The 18,138-nt window shown below is 64.8% G+C and carries 18 protein-coding genes and 1 tRNA gene; 7 read left to right on the forward strand and 12 right to left on the reverse strand.

What is annotated here, in order from left to right; all coding sequences use genetic code 11:
- Nucleotides 1-99: 99 nt before the first annotated feature.
- Nucleotides 100-453 (reverse strand): endonuclease domain-containing protein, encoded by a 354-nt coding sequence (locus ACFWXH_RS30960; RefSeq protein WP_379125271.1) that lies wholly within the window; start codon nt 451-453, stop codon nt 100-102.
- A 144-nt stretch (nt 454-597) separates the two neighbouring features.
- Complete coding sequence (locus tag ACFWXH_RS30965; RefSeq protein WP_379125272.1) at nt 598-1,698, reverse strand: hypothetical protein; 1,101 nt, start codon at nt 1,696-1,698, stop codon at nt 598-600.
- 380 nt (nt 1,699-2,078) lie between these two features.
- Between ACFWXH_RS30965 and ACFWXH_RS30970 the strand changes: the two genes are divergently transcribed.
- Both ACFWXH_RS30970 and ACFWXH_RS30975 read left to right on the forward strand, forming a co-directional pair.
- Nucleotides 2,079-3,026, forward strand: a complete 948-nt coding sequence (locus tag ACFWXH_RS30970) for an NAD(P)H-dependent flavin oxidoreductase (protein ID WP_379125273.1) — start codon at nt 2,079-2,081, stop codon at nt 3,024-3,026.
- A gap of 588 nt (nt 3,027-3,614) precedes the next feature.
- Nucleotides 3,615-3,690 (forward strand) — tRNA-Thr (locus tag ACFWXH_RS30975).
- A gap of 59 nt (nt 3,691-3,749) precedes the next feature.
- On the opposite strand, the gene ACFWXH_RS30980 is transcribed toward ACFWXH_RS30975, so the two are convergent.
- On the reverse strand, nt 3,750-3,974 hold the full coding sequence (locus ACFWXH_RS30980) for an alkylphosphonate utilization protein (RefSeq protein ID WP_054312011.1): 225 nt from the start codon (nt 3,972-3,974) through the stop codon (nt 3,750-3,752).
- Nucleotides 3,975-4,087: 113 nt separating this feature from the next.
- On the opposite strand from ACFWXH_RS30980, the gene ACFWXH_RS30985 reads away from it, so the two are divergent.
- Nucleotides 4,088-4,516, forward strand: coding sequence for a group III truncated hemoglobin (locus ACFWXH_RS30985; protein WP_379125274.1), 429 nt, complete (start codon nt 4,088-4,090; stop codon nt 4,514-4,516).
- A gap of 73 nt (nt 4,517-4,589) precedes the next feature.
- Nucleotides 4,590-5,186, forward strand: coding sequence for an IMPACT family protein (locus ACFWXH_RS30990; protein WP_379125275.1), 597 nt, complete (start codon nt 4,590-4,592; stop codon nt 5,184-5,186).
- Between the two features lie 79 nt (nt 5,187-5,265).
- Here the strand turns inward: ACFWXH_RS30990 and ACFWXH_RS30995 are convergent, their stop codons facing one another.
- Together ACFWXH_RS30995 and ACFWXH_RS31000 are read right to left on the reverse strand one after the other, a co-directional pair.
- The gene (locus ACFWXH_RS30995; RefSeq protein WP_054312014.1) at nt 5,266-5,568 is read right to left on the reverse strand and encodes a hypothetical protein; all 303 of its coding nucleotides are present in this window, start codon (nt 5,566-5,568) and stop codon (nt 5,266-5,268) included.
- 143 nt (nt 5,569-5,711) lie between these two features.
- Nucleotides 5,712-6,671, reverse strand: coding sequence for a hypothetical protein (locus ACFWXH_RS31000; protein ID WP_379125276.1), 960 nt, complete (start codon nt 6,669-6,671; stop codon nt 5,712-5,714).
- Nucleotides 6,672-6,895: 224 nt separating this feature from the next.
- Between ACFWXH_RS31000 and ACFWXH_RS31005 the strand changes: the two genes are divergently transcribed.
- On the forward strand, nt 6,896-8,407 hold the full coding sequence (locus tag ACFWXH_RS31005; protein WP_379125277.1) for a transglycosylase SLT domain-containing protein: 1,512 nt from the start codon (nt 6,896-6,898) through the stop codon (nt 8,405-8,407).
- A gap of 276 nt (nt 8,408-8,683) precedes the next feature.
- A complete protein-coding gene (locus tag ACFWXH_RS31010) occupies nt 8,684-9,694 on the forward strand; it encodes an alpha/beta hydrolase family protein (protein ID WP_379125278.1) in 1,011 nt (336 codons plus the stop codon).
- A 90-nt stretch (nt 9,695-9,784) separates the two neighbouring features.
- On the opposite strand, the gene ACFWXH_RS31015 is transcribed toward ACFWXH_RS31010, so the two are convergent.
- Complete coding sequence (locus ACFWXH_RS31015) at nt 9,785-10,801, reverse strand: helix-turn-helix domain-containing protein (RefSeq protein ID WP_379125279.1); 1,017 nt, start codon at nt 10,799-10,801, stop codon at nt 9,785-9,787.
- Between the two features lie 317 nt (nt 10,802-11,118).
- Between ACFWXH_RS31015 and ACFWXH_RS31020 the strand changes: the two genes are divergently transcribed.
- A complete protein-coding gene (locus ACFWXH_RS31020) occupies nt 11,119-11,487 on the forward strand; it encodes a hypothetical protein (RefSeq protein WP_379125280.1) in 369 nt (122 codons plus the stop codon).
- Nucleotides 11,488-11,885: 398 nt separating this feature from the next.
- On the opposite strand, the gene ACFWXH_RS31025 is transcribed toward ACFWXH_RS31020, so the two are convergent.
- Genes ACFWXH_RS31025 through ACFWXH_RS31050 form a run of 6 tightly spaced genes read right to left on the reverse strand, consistent with a single transcriptional unit; the run spans nt 11,886 to nt 17,472 of the window.
- On the reverse strand, nt 11,886-13,025 hold the full coding sequence (locus tag ACFWXH_RS31025; protein ID WP_379125281.1) for an FAD-dependent oxidoreductase: 1,140 nt from the start codon (nt 13,023-13,025) through the stop codon (nt 11,886-11,888).
- Nucleotides 13,026-13,064: 39 nt separating this feature from the next.
- Nucleotides 13,065-13,778, reverse strand: a complete 714-nt coding sequence (locus ACFWXH_RS31030) for an ABC transporter ATP-binding protein (protein WP_379125282.1) — start codon at nt 13,776-13,778, stop codon at nt 13,065-13,067.
- Nucleotides 13,775-14,494 carry an ABC transporter ATP-binding protein gene (locus tag ACFWXH_RS31035; RefSeq protein ID WP_379125283.1) on the reverse strand — a complete coding sequence of 240 codons (720 nt, stop codon included), beginning with the start codon at nt 14,492-14,494 and terminating at the stop codon, nt 13,775-13,777. Before ACFWXH_RS31035 ends, ACFWXH_RS31030 begins: the two co-directional genes overlap by 4 nt.
- Nucleotides 14,491-15,399, reverse strand: a complete 909-nt coding sequence (locus ACFWXH_RS31040) for a branched-chain amino acid ABC transporter permease (RefSeq protein ID WP_379125284.1) — start codon at nt 15,397-15,399, stop codon at nt 14,491-14,493. The genes ACFWXH_RS31035 and ACFWXH_RS31040 overlap by 4 nt, the downstream gene beginning before the upstream one ends.
- A complete protein-coding gene (locus ACFWXH_RS31045; RefSeq protein WP_379125285.1) occupies nt 15,396-16,274 on the reverse strand; it encodes a branched-chain amino acid ABC transporter permease in 879 nt (292 codons plus the stop codon). The genes ACFWXH_RS31040 and ACFWXH_RS31045 overlap by 4 nt, the downstream gene beginning before the upstream one ends.
- A 7-nt stretch (nt 16,275-16,281) precedes the next feature.
- Nucleotides 16,282-17,472: an amino acid ABC transporter substrate-binding protein gene (locus tag ACFWXH_RS31050; RefSeq protein WP_379125286.1), complete on the reverse strand. Its 1,191-nt coding sequence runs from the start codon at nt 17,470-17,472 to the stop codon at nt 16,282-16,284.
- Nucleotides 17,473-18,138: the final 666 nt, after the last annotated feature.

Genomic DNA, 18,138 nt, shown 5'->3' on the forward strand with positions numbered 1-18,138 from the left:
TCCCCCCTTGCGGGGGAGAAAGCGATTTCAGCATCTTAGACGAGCACGCCCGTTAGGGCGGCGCAGGCTAAGTGCTAGAAATCGCAAGAGAGGGGATATTCAGCCACGACCCTTCGCAGCCTGGAGAATCGCCAAGCACACCGCGTCGGTGTTTTTCTCCACTTCGTCATTCCAGAAGCGACGGACGCCAAAGCCCTGTTTTTCGAAATGCCGGTCGCGAACGATGTCCCGCTGTGAATCGGCATGCTGGCTACCATCGACTTCGACGATCAGTCGAGCTTCGAAACAGACGAAGTCGAGAATGTAACCATCCAGCGGCACCTGCCGCTTGAATTTCAGCCCGTCAAGTTGACGGTTGCGCAGGGCTTGCCAGAGGATGTTCTCGGCCTTCGTCGCATCAGCGCGCATCGAACGGGCAAAGCCACGACGTGAGGGAGTAACTGGTTGACGCATTGCCCGGCAAATCCCCTCTCTTGCGATTTCTAGCACTTAGCCTGCGCCGCCCTGACGGGCGTGCTCCGGCTAAGATGCTGAAATCGCTTTCTCCCCCGCAAGGGGGGAGATACCAACGCCGCGCTAGGCCGCGCAGCGCCACCCCTACTCCGTCACCGAGACGCGGATCTCGTAGATGTCCACCGACTTGCCCTGCTTGTCGAAGTCGGAGTTGATGGCGATGGTGCCGGCGGAGCCGGGGCGCTTGGCGGGCAGTTGCACGTCGAACAGATATTCGTTGCGCTCGTTGCCGACGACGTAGCGCTTGCGGCCGCAGTCGCCCAGTTCGCCGAAATTGCAGTCGACCGACATCTGCGTTTCCTTGCCGTCCTCGGCGCGGGCGATGATGTCGAAAACGGCTTTCTTGCCGGCGATCTGTTCCAGGATGCCCTGGCCGACGTCGAAGGAGACGGCGGAACCGGATGTGCCGGAGGTGACGCGGATGAAGGCGCCGGATTCGTCCTTCATCACTTCAGCCTTCGCATCCGACGGCGTGGCAACCTGCGCCGGGCTCTCCGGCGAGAAGACGTTGATCCAGTTGCGGTTCTGCGTGTCGTCGCCGGAAAGCTTCGGCGCGCCTTCCGGCTGGTAGTCCTCGTCGGAGACCGTCGGCGTCTGCGCCGGCGGCTGGCCGAGCTGTTCGAGCGTCTTGAAGGCGTTGGACTGGATGGCCCACCACAGGCCGATGCCGACGAGGGCCAGGATCGTCACGCCGAAGAAGATCGCCGTCAGCGGCAGGCGGCGGCCGATGCGGCGCGTGTCGCGATCCGGCGAGACCTGCGGGCTGCCGGCAAGCGCTGCCTCCGCCGCCGAGGGCGGCAGGCTGCCCTCGGGGATGATGTCGGGCACCACGGGCAGCACGCGCGAACGCGGCGCCTCCCCCGGGGCGCCAAGCGAAGGCTCGACGCGCCCGCCGGGCTGGCTGGGCGCGACGGATGACGGCGCGCGGTCGCCGATTTCGCCATCGAGATCGACCTCGGGTGCCGCGCCCGGCACCGCCGGCAGGAATTCCGATTCGATCTCGGCGATCTTGGCCTGCATCGCCTTGCGGCGCTTCATCGCCACCTCGACGGTGACGTTCGGATTGGCCAGCAAGGCGCGGTCGAGCGCCGCGAAGGCCGATCGATAGACCCGCTCGCGGAATGCGCGATCGTCGGGGTCGCCTTTTTCGAAGGCGTTGCGGATCGCCTTTTCGATCGGGTCCAAATCGATTTCCTTCCGGGCGGCGGTCACATTTCCTTGATGGTTAGCCGCCGGAACACAATCAATCAACGGTCGGCTGCTGCCATTTTCCCCTAAGCAACGCCCATTGCTCGCATTTTTGCTCCGAACCGTGGCTTTCGGGAGTCGTATCGCAGCACTGCGCTTCCCTGTGGATACATTGAGGACGCCCGACATCTTTTAGCTGCTGCCTGGAGCGCCCCGCGTCCGCAGGACGCGCAAAGGACGCTCCAGCACTTTTTAGTTGCGCATCGTGCTTTGCGAAAATCCTACCGATTTTCGTGCCGATGCGCGTTGCCCAGCCCTCGCCCTTGCGCTATGAAATTGACGTTTACGGAAACGTCAATGCAAAGGGAGGCTGCAGCGTGGCCCTGCCAGACATTCTCACCAAGCGCGTTCGGATACCGGTGGTCGGCTCGCCGCTCTTCATCATATCGCATCCGCCGCTGGTGCTGGCGCAGTGCAAGGCCGGCATCGTCGGCTCGTTTCCGGCGCTGAACGCGCGCCCCGAAGCCCAGCTCGACGACTGGCTGGCCGAGATCACCGAAGAGCTTGCCCGCCACGACGCGGCCAATCCTCAGCGCCCTTCCGCGCCTTTCGCCGTCAACCAGATCGTGCACAAGACCAACACCCGCCTGGAGCACGACCTCAGGCTCTGCGTGAAATACAAGGTGCCGGTGGTGATCACCTCGCTGGGCGCCGTCGAGGAGGTGAACCAGGCCGTGCATTCTTATGGCGGCATCGTGCTGCACGACATCATCCACGACCGCCATGCCAGGAAGGCCGTCGAAAAGGGCGCCGACGGGCTGATCGCGGTTGCGGCCGGCGCAGGCGGCCACGCCGGCACCCTGTCGCCCTTCGCGCTGGTGCAGGAAATCCGGCAATGGTTCGACGGGCCGCTGCTTCTGTCGGGGGCGATCGCCCATGGCGGCGCGGTGCTGGCGGCGCAGGCGATGGGCGCCGACATGGCCTATATCGGCTCGCCTTTCATCGCCACCGAAGAGGCGCGCGCGATGGACGGCTACAAGCAGATGATCGTCGACTCCAAGGCCGCCGACATCGTCTATTCCAACCTCTTCACCGGCGTGCACGGCAACTATCTGAAAGGCTCGATCCGCGCCCAGGGCCTGGACCCGGACAATCTGCCGGTCTCCGACCCGACCAAGATGGATTTCGCCAGCGCCAAGGCGTGGAAGGAGATCTGGGGCTGCGGCCAGGGCATCGGCGCCGTCGACAAGGTCGTGCCCGCGGCCGAACTGGTCGAGCGGCTGGTGCGCGAATACGAGGCGGCGAAGACGAGGCTGGCGGCTTAGAGCTTTTTCTTCTCCCCCTTGCGGGAGAAGGCAACGCCACTGCCGCGCCAGATGTCTCTCCTTGGGCCGCTCAGTCCAATCCTTCGGCGTTCCGGAATGGATCCCCGACACTCTCCGCTCCCTACGGTCGCTCACGAGGTCGAGGATGACGGAGTTCCTTGTTCGCCTTCGCCAAGCGTAGGCCTTGGCCGCTAAGACCGTTGTACGACTGGGAGCGCCAGGTGACGCTGGACGCCAACGGCGACAGTTGGCACCGGCCATACATGGAGCCGTCATCCTCGACCTCGCAAGGAGCGCAGCGACTGGAGAGTGTCGGGGATCCATTCCGGAACGTTGAGGAAAGCGCGGCGGTGCAGAACGGTTTTAGCCCCGCGCGAACTGCCTGCTCGGCCTCGTTTCTTCCAACACCCCTCATCCGTCTCGGCGCATGCGCGCCGATCCACCTTCTCCCGCAAGGGGAGAAGGGAACGCCACCGCCGCGCCGTACGAGCCGCATGAGTTTCCGGCAGAATCGGCGACAACCCATCTTGAATTTGCCAAAGCTTGCGGCTATCACGCAGCCACCTTCGCGGGTTTCCAGCCCGCCGGGCCGCTTTAGCTCAGTCGGTAGAGCACATCATTCGTAATGATGGGGTCGCGTGTTCGAGTCACGCAAGCGGCACCACTTTTTCCCGCCCGCATCCCTGCGCCAGATCGAGCCGCCGTGGCTGCGCCTTTCGCAGCCTAGGCTTTCTTCACGAATTCGGTCTTCAGCACCAGGCCCTTGACCTGCTTGGTGTTGGCTTCGATCTCGCCGGGGTTGCCGTTCAGGCGGATGTTCTTGACCAGCGTGCCGCGCTTGATCGTCTCGGAGGTCCCCTTGACCTTCAGATCCTTGATCAGCGTGACGGAATCGCCGTCGTTCAGCTGCGCGCCATTGCTGTCGCGTACCACCACATCGTCACTCATGCTGTCCATCTCCAGATTGCGTCCCCGCACTACAACGGCGCGATGGGTAAGCCAAGGTGAGCTGTGACAATATGCAAAATGCGGGCAAGCATCCCCGGCGCTAGACTGCAGGAATGAGTAGTGAAAATCCCCTCACTGACCCAAATATCGCGCATCCGGACATAGACGAGGCGCTGATCGCCCGCCTTGTCCGCACGTTCTACGATCGTGCCCGCAAGGATGAGCTGATCGGCCCGATTTTCATCGAAGCGGTCCATGACTGGGATGAACACATCGCGCAGATCACAGCCTTCTGGTCGTCGGTGACCTTGCGCACGGGCCGATACAGCGGACGCCCGATGCGGCCGCATCTCAGACTCCCGCTTGAAAACGAGCATTTCGACCGCTGGCTGGCGCTGTTCGAGGCCACGGCGAAAGAGCTCTGCTCACCCGGGGCCGCGAACGCCTTCATCATCCGGGCGCGCCGGATCGCCGACAGTTTCGAGATGGCGATCGGCACCCAGCGCGGAGAAATGCGCCGTCCGCGTCACTCCCGGATGTGATCCCCGGGGTGCCGGCTGCGGCTGCGCAGTCACAAGTCTTGAAGCGCGGCAACAAGCGCCGCTACATGGCGGCATGAGCAACCTCAACACCCTGGTCGCGACCGTCACCGCCCGGCAGGAGATCAAAAAGAGCCGCTTCGTCGCGGTCGCCGGCCCCGTGCCGGATGAAGCCGCCGCGAAGGAATTCATCGCCGCGCATTCGGACCAGACCGCGAACCACAACTGCTGGGCGTGGCGGATCGGACAAGCCTACCGGTTCAGCGATGACGGGGAACCCAGTGGAACGGCCGGAAAGCCGATGCTGCAGGCGATCGACGGTCAATCGCTCGACCGCGTCGCTGTCGTCGTCACGCGCTGGTTCGGTGGTGTGCTGCTGGGCAGCGGGGGCTTGATCAGGGCGTATGGCGGCACCGCGGCCCTATGTTTGCGAGAGGCCGAAAAGATACCGCTGGTCGATACGATAGCGGCGACGGTTCGATGCGGGTTTGGCGATCTGGCTCTTGTGCAGGCACGGCTGGAGGCGTTTCCCGGCGCGCAGCTTCGCAGCCAGGCATTCACCGATACGGGGGCGGAACTGTCGGTTTCGGTTCCGAAGGACGAGGCAGACGCCATGGCGCGCATGGTGGCGGATCTGACGAGCGGACGGGCGGCGCTCAAGATTGAGGACTAGCGCAAATTCCAGCAAAAGTGCGCAGCGGCGCGGCCACACCAGGGCAGACGGCGCACATCAGCCCGCGGGCTTCAACGTCTCAGGGCACGTCGTCCTTCCCTGTCGTGCCCCCTTCACCTTCCAGGACGCTCAGCCGCCTGGTGAGTGACCGATTGAACTTGAGCCTTACGCCGATGCCCTGGGAGCCTTCCTCAGGAAGAAAAACCGCCCCAAGTTCTTCCAGTGCAACGCGAATGGCGTCGATTGCTGCTCCATTCGGGACGTCAATGCCACGTTCGAAGTGCTCTATGGCTTTTTCATCGACGTTTGCATTGGCCGCGAGCTTGGCGCGGCTGACTTCGACCAAGGCTCGGCCAGCCTTGCATAAAGGCCCGGTGATCATCTTCGTCTCCGTTGTTGATGGAGCTTAGCACACATGTTGAAGCGCCTGTTACCCCGCGCGGGTCGAACAGCTTGTCGCGGCATGGTGGTGGCTTCGTTTGCAGCGACCGCGGCCGCCCGGGCCAATGGATCGTCGGCGCCCGATCAGCCCGCTGGCTTCAACGTGACATGGAACCGGCCGTCGCGGATCGCCGCCTTGCCGTCCAGCGATTCCATGTCGGCGGAGAATGTGCCTTCAATGGAATTGCCTTCGACCCTGGTGATCCTGAGCACCGCGGGCTCCTTGGAGGCGCGGTCGATCAGGAATTCATGGCCGTCGCCGTGCAGCTCGATGCAGGGTCCGTTGGCGTTGCAGTCGCGTGCCAGCATCTGCTCCTGCAGCGACGTCGCGTCGAACTGCAGCTTGAGCGTGGTGAGGTCGATGTCATCGCCTTGCACCGAAGGCGTGGTCTGGACCAGCAGCACGTTCCCGAGCGCGACGGCGATCATGCCGGTTCCGGAAGACGACCAGTCCTTGTCGCCGATTTTCGCACTGATGCTGTCGCCCGCCTGCGCGGTGGATTCGATCTTCTGCTCGGCCGCCTTCGGCTCTTGCGGCTTCATTGGCGGCTCTTGCGGCTTCATCGGCGCCGCCGGCGTCTGCTCCGCCTGCTTGGGCGGCTCAGGCGTTTTCGGCTGTTCCGCCTGCTGGCCGGGGTTGGCGCCCGGAGGTGCCAGCTCGAAGTTGAACACCTGCCATTGACCGGCCTCGTTCTTGACGAGGTTGACCGTTGCCGGAAGCGTCACGTCGCCTTCCAGCGTCACGGTTCCGACGACCTTGCCCTGGCCGTTCTGCATCTCGCGTGTCGGCCAGGACGCGCTCTTGAATTTGGCGAGCCCGAGGCGATCGGCGATGGCCACGAAATCCTGCTCCGAAACGGCCTGCCGGAAGCCGCCCGCTGCCTTCTTGTAGGCTGCCGGCGCGCCGGAACTGGCGGTGGTGGCGAAGAAGTCGGTCGCGGCGTCGCTGATGCCGCTGGTGAAATAAAAAACCGCGCTGACGATGATGGCGGCCACCACGGCGACAGCGCCAAGCCCGATCAGGAGCTTCTTGTAGAACGGCATACGGATCACACTCCGTGATCGAGAATCAAACCGCCCGCGCGGACCATATCGAGAGGGCTTTTGGGGAGCAACTGACGCTGGCTGAGGCACGCGGGTTGAATGGCGGCCACCTCGCATTCGAACGGCGTTCTATTGGCCAGGGGATGCTCGCCGGTACTTGTTGACGCTTGACTGGTCCGGCGCGATTGTCAGCGCGAGAAGCCAATCGCAGGTCGAGAAAATCAATGAACGCCTTGGTGACGCTGCGGGTTGCGCTCGGCTTCTTCCTGGCTGTCGGATTGGGGTTTCACCCCGGCGGTTCCGCCAGGGCACAGGATGCCGCGTCCGCAAAACTCGGCCTCGACATCTACCGGCCATGGACCGGTGACTTCGACGGCATGGTCAAGCGCCGGGTGATCCGCTTCCTCGTGCCCTACAGCAAAACAGTCTATTTCATCGACAAGGGCGAACAGCTGGGCACCGCCGTCGATCGCGGCCGCGCCCTGGAGAAAGAGCTGAACAGGGCCAGGAAAAAAGCCGACGAGCAGGTGATCGTCGTGTTCCTGCCGATGCCGCGCGACCAGCTCATTCCGGCGCTCAATCAGGGACTTGGCGACATCGTGGCCGGAAGCCTGACGGTGACGCCGGAGCGCCGGAGCCAGGCCGATTTCAGCGCGCCTTTCGAAAGCAACGTCAAGGAAGTGCTGGTCACCGGTCCCTCGGCGCCTGCGATCCTACGCATTGAGGACCTGTCGGGGCGCGACGTTCATCTGCGCAAATCGAGCAGCTATTACGAACATCTTCTCGCTGCGAACGACCAGTTGAAGACGGCGAAATTGGCTCCGATCAACCTTGTCCCTGTCGACGAGACGCTCGAGGACGAAGACCTGCTCGAAATGGTCAACGCCGATCTGCTGCCCTACACGTTCATGGACGACTACCGCGCAGGCATCTGGTCAAAGGTCTTCACCAACATCAAGGTTCGAAGCGACATCGCGATCGCCGAAGGCGGCGATATTGCCTGGGCGATCCGCAAGAACAGCCCGCTCTTGAAGGCCGAAGTCGACGCTTTCGCAAGGAGTCATGAACCGGGCACCGCCTTCGGCAACATGCTGAAGAGCCGCTACTACAGCAACGAGCGGATCGTGCGGCGCGCGCTGGCGCCGGAGGCGCTGGCGCGCTTTGCCGAGATCCGCGGCTATTTCCAGCGCTATGGCACACAGTTCGGCTTCGAACACCTGCTGATCATGGCGCAGGGTTACCAGGAGTCGCAGCTCGACCAGCAGCGCCGAAGCGCACGCGGCGCGGTCGGCATCATGCAGCTGTTGCCGTCGACCGCAGCCAGCAAGGAGGTCGGCGTGCCCGACATCGTGACGCGCGCGGACGACAACATCCGTGCCGGCACCAAATATCTGCGCTACCTGATCACCACCTATGTCGACGACCCCGCGATCGACGATTTCAACCGGATGCTGTTCGCGTTCGCCGCCTACAATGCCGGCCCCGGCAACCTGCATAAATTCCGCGCCAGGGCAACGGCGATGGGGCTCGACCACGACAAATGGTTCGGCAATGTCGAACACGCAGCGGCGGCGATCGTCGGGCGCGAGACGGTGCAGTATGTCAGCAACATCCGCAAATATTACATCGCCTATACGCTCTCCGAGCGGATAGAAAGAACACGGGCGGATCAGGAGCAGGCGGCGGGATCTCCGCACGCCGAGGCGGAGACTTCACCGGTCGAGGCTGCGAAATGATGGAATCGATCGCCGGCAGGAAGGCGCGGCATGCAACCCCTCCGGCACCCGCCGCCCGTCGGATAGCCACGACGATGGCGGCGGTATCGTAGTAAAACGGCGTTCCGTCGAGCAACAGCCCATCCTTGAAGTGCAGGACCTCAGCAAAGGGCTGCTCGCCGTCTGGGCCTGATAGACGCCACCCGTTTCCCGCCGAGGACCTTGATCGTGATCAAGGTCGCAGCAACGCACTCCGTCGCCGCAGGACACTCCCGTTCATTCACGGAGACTTCCCCGATGCACGCTCTCAAGATCGCTTTTCTAGTTTGCCTGACGGCCCTGCCCGCCCAGGCTTCCGTCGGTTTCCGGCATTTCGAATTGCCGCAAGCCGATGACCGGACGCTCGACGTCGCCGTCTGGTATCCTTCGAATGCTGCCGGCACGCCGACCCGCCAGGGCGAGGATGACAGTTTCATCCTGCAGCCTGCCCTGCCAGACGCGGCCATCGCGCCGGGACGCCACCCGCTGGTCGTGCTCTCGCATGGCTATGGCGGCAACTGGACGAACCAGGACTGGCTGGCTGCGGACCTGGTACGCCAGGGTTATGTCGTGGCCGCCGTCAACCATCCCGGCACCACATCGTCAAACATGGACCCAGCCATCGGTGGGCGCCTGTGGGAACGTCCGCGCGATGTCTCGGCGCTGCTCGACAGGCTGACCAGCGATCCCGCCTGGTCCATCGACGCCAACCGCATCGCCGCGATCGGGCATTCGCTCGGCGGCTGGACCGTCACCGAACTGGCGGGTGGCCGGTTCGATCCGGATGCCTTCGAGAAGGATTGCCGCGACCATGCGGAACTGGTCTCCTGCAGGGGCTACGTTGAACTCGGCGCCGGCAAGGACGATGCGTCGCGCACGGCAATGCGGCAGTCGTTCGAGGATCCACGCATCAAGGCCGGCGTGACGCTGGATGCCGCCGCCACGCGAGGCTTCGACCCCAGAAGCCTGGCCGGCGTCAAAATCCCCATGCTGGTCATTGCAGCCGGAACGCCGGGTGGAGACCTGCCGGCAGCGCTGGAATCGCACCGCATGGCCGACCTGCTGCCGGCGGCAACCACCCGCTACGTCGAAATCGGGGATGCCGTGCATTACAGCTTCCTGCCGGTCTGCGTTCCGGATGCCGCCAAACGGCTGAGCGGCCCCAGCGCGACGATCTGCGACGACAATGGCGACCGCGAAACCATCCATCGGCAGACCAGTGCGGAAATCGAGCGCTTCCTGGCCAAGGTGCTTCAGGCGAAAGACTGATTCCGGAGGTCCTGGATGGCCCACCCGGGCCGCTTGGCTTTCACGCCAACGGGCGGGGCGCCCACGGTCAATTGGCGCGCGCTCCAAAGGTCATTCAAAATGACCTTTGGACTCCCGGATCGAGCGGCGATAGTCGCTCGGGTTCTGGCCGGTCACCCGCAGGAACTCGCGGTTGAAGTTGGACTTGGTCTGGAAACCGGCCTCGAACATGATCTCGGTCACCGGCGCAGCGGTCTCAGCGAGCAGCCGCCGCGCCTCCTCGACACGGTATTCGTTGACGATCTGCGAGACGTTGCGGCCATGCACCCGGTTGACCGCCGCCGAGATGTGGCGCGCCGGAATGCCAACCCGGCGCGCCAGCCGGTCGAGCGTCAGATTGGGGTCGCGGTAGAGCTTGCGCTCGCGCATGAGCCTGTCGACGGTGGCCAGAACCTGCGCATCGTCTTCCGGCGCGCCACCGGCATACCGCCTTGGCAGATCGTTGTTGTCGGCCTCCGGCTCGGTGGGCACGCGGCTGCGGCCGGCGACAGCCGCCGCATAACCGATGATGACGAGCACCATGATGTTGGCAACGCCGACGATGCGTGCGGCACCCGCATCGCTGTCGAGCGCGATGGCGATCTCGACCAGCGCGCCGAAGATGAACAGGACACCGACCGTCGCCATGGCGCGGCTGGCCGCCGCCGCGTCGGCGAAACGGGCGGCACTCAAAGCATCCGGCCCCTGCCGCGCCGCCCACAGCAGCGCAATGCCATAGCCGGAGAACAGGACGATCAGCGCCGCGTCGATCGGGTCGGACCAGACAGCGACCATCGCCGCCATGACCGCGACCGGGATGGCATGCGGCCAGCGCGGGGCACCGGGCCGGCGCAGGTCCGCGAAGCCCAGCCAGGCGAGCGGCGGCAGCGCGGCCGCCAGGACAGGCTGGATCAGATGTGCTGCCGGCCAATTGTAGTTCCAGCGCAGCCCAAGCACGATCGCCTGCGCCGCGCACAGTGCGACGAACAGCGTGAGCGGCCCGCGCATCATCCCGCCATGACCAGCCATGCGCGCCAAAAGCACGGCCAGCAGCAGCGCGGTTACAAAGGGCAAAGGAATTGCCGGCATCGCTCGATTCGAAGACACAGCCCAAAGCAGCGTCGGGTAGATCCAGCCCTTTTCTGAAATGCAAACCCTGACAAAATCAAGGGTGTGGCGATGAAAATCGGCGGCGGCAAATACCCGCCGGCTGCCCTTCGGCAAATCGACAATGGCCGACTTGACGCCTGCTCCTTCGCGGCAGGCGCACCGGCGCTGGAGCGCAAGATCAGGTCGTTGCCGGACAGGTGCCGGCTGCTGCGCGAGGTCGCTGACATTTCGCGGCAAAATGAGAGTTGATGGCGCTGCGCTTTCGAACCAGGCAGGCATCGCCTAGGCTGACCACCATGAGGAAATCAGATGATCCGCTTCACATGATCCGCTCCGCAGCCTTGATCGTCATCGGCTTGAGCGTTGCCGGGTGCGGCATGTCCCGAGAGAGCTATGAGGTCGGGCAGGCGCAGATGCGCTCCAGCCCCGCATTCCGCCAAGGCGCGATGGAGACCTGCATCAACGATGCGGATCGCGCGCCGGCCGAGGAGAGGAGACGCTTCGCCGCGCGCCACAGGATCCCGACGCGCGACGTATCGCGCACCGCCTGCAGGCGCATCGTGAACGCCATCGCCCAGAACCGCCTCACCTATGAGAAATATCGCGAGGTGTTCTCGTCGGGAGACGGCTCCAAATTGCTTCGGGCGGCCGAGGCGGCTGGTTGAAAGCCGGCCTTTGGAGCGTTTCCGTTTTTCCCTGAGACGGCCACCTGCACTTGGTTTGCTCTGGTTCCGCAGAGCGAACCGGGAACTCCGTCATCCTCGACCTCGGAGCGACCGGAGGGAGTGGAGAGTGTCGGGGATCCACTCCGGAACGTGGACGAAGGCGCAGCGGTCCAGACCAGGAATTAATTTTTGCTCGGCCGGAACTGGCTCTATTCCGATCAGTGTTCCGGCCCACCGGCGTTCCGGAATGGATCCCCGACACTCTCCAGTCGCTTCGCTCCTTACGAGGTCGAGGATGACGACTGCAAAGGGCGTCCCGGCCAATCTCCAACGGCAGCGCTGACGCCGACGGTCGTTGTCGAGCGTCATCGATGACGGCCGACGCCAGCTCCCCTCGCCTAAACCGCCGTCCCCGTCGGCTCGCTCCTCGCCGCGCGCAGCAGTTCCGAGCGTACCCAGGGGTCGGCCATGGCGCTCGGCACGGCGCGGGCACGCACGTCGTCGGGCAGCGTCGAGACTTCGCCATAGAGGCACGACCAGCGCTGGCAATGTTCAGCGAGCGGGCGCTCGTTGCGCTCCCATGCGGCCAGCCGGGCGGGGATGTCGCGCGGGTCGGCGAGGTCCTCCAGATGGGCGGCCAGCGCCAGCGCGCTCTGCATGGCCATGCCGCCGCCCTGGCCGAGATTCGGCGGCTGGGCGTGCGCGGCATCGCCCAGGATCGCGGCGCGGCCGGCCGACCATGATTTCACGGTGACGATGCTGTAGGGGCTCCAGGCCAGCACGTCGCCGATCCGGTCGATGAGGTGCGCCCAGGCGGGGAAGGAGGCGCGCCATGTCGCCTTGTCGAGCGGATAGGCCCTGCCCTTCTCGTCCGTGTCCTGGCAGGTCAGCGCCAGGTAGATCTGGCGCCCGGCCAGCGGGGTGATGAGGAAACGCCGCATGCCGGACCAGCACTCGATGTATTTGTCCTCGCCGCCTGCGCCGAGATCTTCGATACCGCCTTCGATGATGGTGCGGATGGCGCCTTCGGTCGTCTGCTGGTGGCTGAGTTCCAGACCCAGCGACTTGCGGATCGACGACCAGACGCCATCGGCGCCGATGACGAGATCGCCCTGCACCGAGCGCCTGTTGGCGAAGAGGAGCTCGCCCTGCGCGCCGGCGCCGATCACCTCCTGGCTGGTGCGGATTTCCACCCCGGCTTTTTCGGCGGCACCCTTCAGGCCTTCGAGCAGGTCGCGCCGGTGCAGGGTCACCAGCCGCACCTGCGGCGGCAGGCCGCCATCGTCGAGGATGGCGTTGTCATGGCCGCGCTGCTCCATGGCGTGGCCGCGATAGGCGTTCTTCGACAAGTCGCTCAAGCCCAGCGCCTCAAGGATACGCAGGCCGTTCTCCCAAATGTAGATGCCGGCGCCCGAGGCCCTGAGCTCGGCCTGCCGCTCGAACACGGTGACCTTCCAGCCGCGCTGCGCCAGCGCCGTTGCCGCCGTCAGTCCCGCGAAGCCCGCGCCGGCGATGAGCGCCGTTGGTTTGCCTGTCATCTTGTCCTCCTCTTGCCGCATGCCTGCGGCCATGCCGCGTCACATGCCGAAATAGCGGCGCTTCACTTCCGGATCGTCGACCAGCTCATGCGCCGGGCCCGACAGCGTCACGATGCCGTTTTCGATGATGTAGCCATGGTCGGCGGTTTCGAGCGCCAGCTTCGAATTCTGCTCCGACAACAGAACGGTGTAGCCGTCGGCGCGCAGCTGGCTAATGATCTCGAACACCTTCTTGACCATGATGGGGGCGAGCCCCAGCGTCGGCTCGTCGAGCAGGATCAGCCGAGGCTTCGCCATCAGGCTGCGGCCGATGGCGAGCATCTGCTGTTCGCCGCCGGACATCGAGCCGGCGAGCTGCCGGCGCCGCTCCTTCAGCCTCGGGAACTGCCGATAGATCTCCTCCAGCCTTGCCAGCGCGCCGCCATGGGCGCGGGGCACGACGGCGCCGAGCCTGAGGTTCTGCTCCACCGTCAGCGCGGCGAACACCATGCGCCCTTCCGGCACCAGAGCGATGCCGCCGTCGACACGGCTGTGCGAAGGGCTTTGGGAGATATCGGCACCGTCATAGACGACCCTGCCGCTGTTGGCGCGGATCAGGCCGAGAATGGTCTTCATCAACGTGGTCTTGCCGGCGCCGTTCGGGCCGACCAGCGCGGTGATCGAGCCCGGCGCGACGCCGAGGCTGATGTCGCGCAGGATCACCACCTGTCCGTAGCCGGCAGAAAGGCCCTTGATGTCGAGCAGCGCCGTCATCCGAAATACACCTTCAGGACGTTCTCGTCGGCGACGACCTGCTCAGGCGGCCCCATGGCGATGGGCACGCCGTGGTCCAGCACCAGGATGCGGTCGGACAGGTTCATCAGCGCGCCCATGACGTGCTCGATGATGAGGATGGTGAGGCCCCGCTCCTGCCGCAGCCGGAACAGCGTCTCGGTCATCTCGGCGACCTCCGTCGCGGTCAGGCCGGCCATGACCTCGTCGAGCAGCACCAGCCTGGCGCCGGTCGCCAGCGCCCGCGCGATCTCCAGCCGTTTCTGGTTCGACAAAGTGAGGCTTGCCGCGAGCTGGTCGGCGAGAGTTGCCAGGCCGACATCCTCCAGTGCCTGGCGCCCGGCCGCCGTCGCCTCGCCCAGCTTGTGCGCGCGCGCCGAGCCGTACATGGCCGAGACGATGACATTGTCGAGCACGGTGAGATTGCCGAAGGGACGCACGATCTGGAACGTGCGCCCCAAGCCGAGGCGGCAGATCTGGTCGGGCCGCTGCCCGGCCAGCGGCTTGCCGGCAAAACTGATCGATCCGCCGTTCGGCCTGATCTGCCCGGCGATGACGCCGAACAGGGTCGTCTTGCCGGCGCCGTTGGCGCCCATCAGGCCGAAGATCGTGCCTTCGTCGACCGAGAAGCAGACATCCTGCAGCGCCTTCAGTCCGCCGAACTGCTTGCAGACGTTGTTGACATCGAGGATCGTCATGCGCGGCCGAGCCCCTTGCGCACCAGGCCGGCAAGGCCCTGCGGAACGAACAGGATGAAGACGATGAGCAGGGCGCCCAGGATCATCATGTAGGCCTGCGGGAAGCGCGCCCACAGGAGCTCCGACAGGATGACCAGGAACAGCGTGCCGAGTAGCGGCCCCGACACCCGGCCGAGCCCACCGACGATGGCCGTGGTGACGATGGTGAAGGAGACCGCCGGATCGAAGGCCTGGTCGGCGGCGAAATAGCTGGTGCGCAGCACCAGCAGCCCGCCGACGATGCCCGGGATGATCGCCGAGGCGACGAAGGCGAAGAGCTTCAGCCGGGTCACCGGCACGCCGATGGCTTCGGCCGCGACCTCGTTCTCGCGGATGGCGGCGAGCCCGCGGCCGAAGCGCGATTGCGCGGTCCAGGCGGCGAGCGCGGTGGCGATCACGGCCAGCGCCAGCATGGCATAGTAGAGCGCCTCCAGCGAAGGCGCGTCGAAGATCATGCGGCTGAACTGGCCGAGCCTGGTCTCCAGCAGCATGACCAGGTTCTTGACCAGCTCGGCGAAACCGAAGGTCAGGATGACGAAATATGGCCCTTTGACGCGCAGCACCGGCAACCCGACCACCAGCGCCAGCAGGCCGGCGGCCGCACCCGAGAGCAGCAGCGCGTAAGGCACCGGCATCCAGTCCAGGCTGACGACCAGCACATAGGCGCCGATGCCGTAGAAGACGGCATGGCCGAGCGAGATGTAGCCTGTCGTCGCCGACAGCAGCGACCAGCTCTGGATGAGCGCGATCCACATGGCGACGATGAAGGCGACGCCCAGCCAGTATTCGGACCCGAGCTGCGGCACCAACGCCAGCAGGCCAGCCACCACGGCGAAGGCGGCGATCAGGAAAGGCTTGCCGGTCATCGTGCCTGCACCGCCTTGCCGAACAGGCCCTGCGGCCGCAGCAGAAGCACGCCGACGAAGATGCCGTAGATGAGGATCGACCTGTAGGTCGCCGAGGTGAGCGCGACGCCGAAGGTCTCGACGAAGCCGAGCACGAAGCCGGCCGCTATGCCGGCCGCGATGTTGCCGAGCCCGCCCATGATGACGACGACGAAGGCGGCGATGGTGAAGGGGAAGCCCATGAAGGGCGTGATCTGCTGCGTCATCGAAACCAGCACGCCGGCGACGCCGGCAATGGCGAAACCGGCGCAGATCGAGATCATCTGCACGCGCTCGACATTGACGCCGACGACGGCGGCCGCATCCTTGCGCTCGATGACGGCAAGCAGGCTCCAGCCGGCGACATGGAAGCGCAGGAAGGCGAGCGCGCCGAGCGTGATCACGGCCGCGACGCCGAGCAGCAACAGCATGCTGCCGGTGGCCGAGACGCCGCCGAAGCTGTGGACGCCGTCGAGGAACTGGTAGCCGCGCGACGTCGCACTGAAGGCCAGCGAGGCGCCGTTCTGCAGGATCACCGACAGGCCATAGAAGATGATGAGCGAATTGGCTTCCAGGCGCTGCGCCAGCGCCGGCGAACCGAGCTGCCGTTTCAACAGCAGGACATAGACCAGGAAGCCGAACGCCGCGCACAGCACCGTCGTGGTGGCCAGTGAGACGACCGGCGAGATGCCGAGCAGCGTGAACGACCAGAACGCCGTATAGGCACCGATCATGACCAGATCGCCATGGGCGATGTTGAGCAGCCGCAGCGACCCGTAGACGAGGTTCAGGCCAAGCGCGACAAGGGCATAGAGCGCGCCGGAAACGACCGCCGCGAACAACAATTGCTGGAACATGGGCCTCTCACCAGCCCGTCTTCGGCCTGAAGTCCTTGGTCTTGATCTGATCCGGCCAGACCAGCTCAAGGCTGCCGTCCTGGATCTGCAGGAAGGAGGTCGGCGTCGTGGTGTTCTGGACGCCGTCGAACTTGACCGGCCCGTTGATGGTGTCGAAGGTCGCGGACGCGATCGTCTCGCGCAGCTTCTCCTTGTCGAGGCCGGCCGTGGCCACTGCCTGCTCAAGGATCTCCATCGACATGAAGGACAGCACGCTGTCCAGCGCGTCGGGCGCTTCCTTGTACTTGGCGAGATAGGCGTCAAAGAACGGTTTTGCTCTAGGCCATTTGCTCTGGTTGGGCGACCAGTGGCCGACCGTCACCATGTTGTTGGCGCCGGTGCCGAAGGCCTGCTGGTAGGCCTGGATCGTCGGACCGATCAGCGACAGCACGAACGGCGCCTTGACGTTGAGCTGCTTGGCCTGGGTAGCGAAAAGGAAGGTGTCCGACGGATAGCTCAGCACGATAAAGGCATCCGGGTTGGACTGGTTGGCGCCGCTGATCAGCGTCGTCATGTCCTTGATGTCGGGCGGGAAGTCCTCGTTGGCAACCAGCTTGATGCCGTTCTTCTCCAGCGCCGGCAAAAGGTAGGTCTTGATCTCCTGCGCCAGCGGCAGGACGTTTGCGAAGACGGCCGCTGTCTTGACGTTCTCCTTGGCCATGAAGGCGGCGAGCTCTTCGCCGACCTTGTCGGGGATGACGGCGGTGGGGAACCAGATGTAGCCGGGCTTCACTTCCCGCAGCTTCACGGAGGCCGCGGTGTTGCCGACCATCGGAAACTTGTGCTTGGCCAGCACCGGCGCGATCGCCAGGTGGATCGGCGTGCTCCAGGGGGCGGCCAGAAGGTCGACCTTGTCCTGGGTGATCAGCTTCTCGTAGATGCGCACGGCATTGGCCGGGTTGGACTGGTCGTCATAGCTGACGAACTCGACCGGACGGCGCTGACCGCCGCCGATGTCGAGCCCGCCGGCAGCGTTGACCTGGTCCTTCCAGAGTTCATAGGCGTTGACCTGCGAAGGCGCGGCCTGCGCGAACAGCCCGGTCAGGCACATCGAATAGCCGATGCGCAGCGGACCATCGGCGGCCATCGCCAGGCGCGTCGTCACCGGGGCAAGGGCCGCGGCGGCCAGGAACGTCCTGCGGCTTATCGTGAAAGTCATATGTCCTCCTCCGGCGCGTCTTTGTGCGCTGCCTTGCCATGCCCTCGACGGGCTGTTCCCACATCTTCACCCGGTGCCTGTTCGCACTCTTGAACGAATGACGTTCTTTAATGAACGACGATATGTCGGCGAGTGTCAATAGCGAATTGTATTCTTTTATCGGGAGGCGTGTCGTGGCCTGGAGGTAGCCGATTGCGCATCTCGGCGCGGGGCGATGAAGAGGGCGCGGATGGTCGAGCCAACGGTGGGAATCAGCACTGCATGTGCTTGCTCGGCCGTTCTGGACCGCTGCGCCTTCCTCGCCGTTCCGGAATGGATCCCCGACACTCTCCAGTCGCTACGCTCCTTTCGAGGTCGAGGATGACGGAGTTCCCTGTTCGCCTTCGCCAGCGCAGGAGCCAACATTGGCGATTTGCGTCGGCCCTCAACGCAGCCGTCATCCTCGACCTCGTGAGCGACCGTAGGGAGCGGAGAGTGTCGGGGATCCATTCCGGAACGCCAACGAAGGCGCAGCGGCCCAGAATGGCCCAGCTTCCACGGCGTTGGAGATTAGCCAAGGCACCCCTCACGGCCGTCATCCTCGACCTCGCAAGGAGCGAAGCGACTGGAGAGTGTCGGGGATCCTGTGTGTTGGGGCTGTGGTATTCAAGAGCAGGGAAGGAGGCC

Source organism: Mesorhizobium sp. NPDC059054 (assembly GCF_042739215.1).
Taxonomy (GTDB): Bacteria; Pseudomonadota; Alphaproteobacteria; order Rhizobiales; family Rhizobiaceae; genus Mesorhizobium.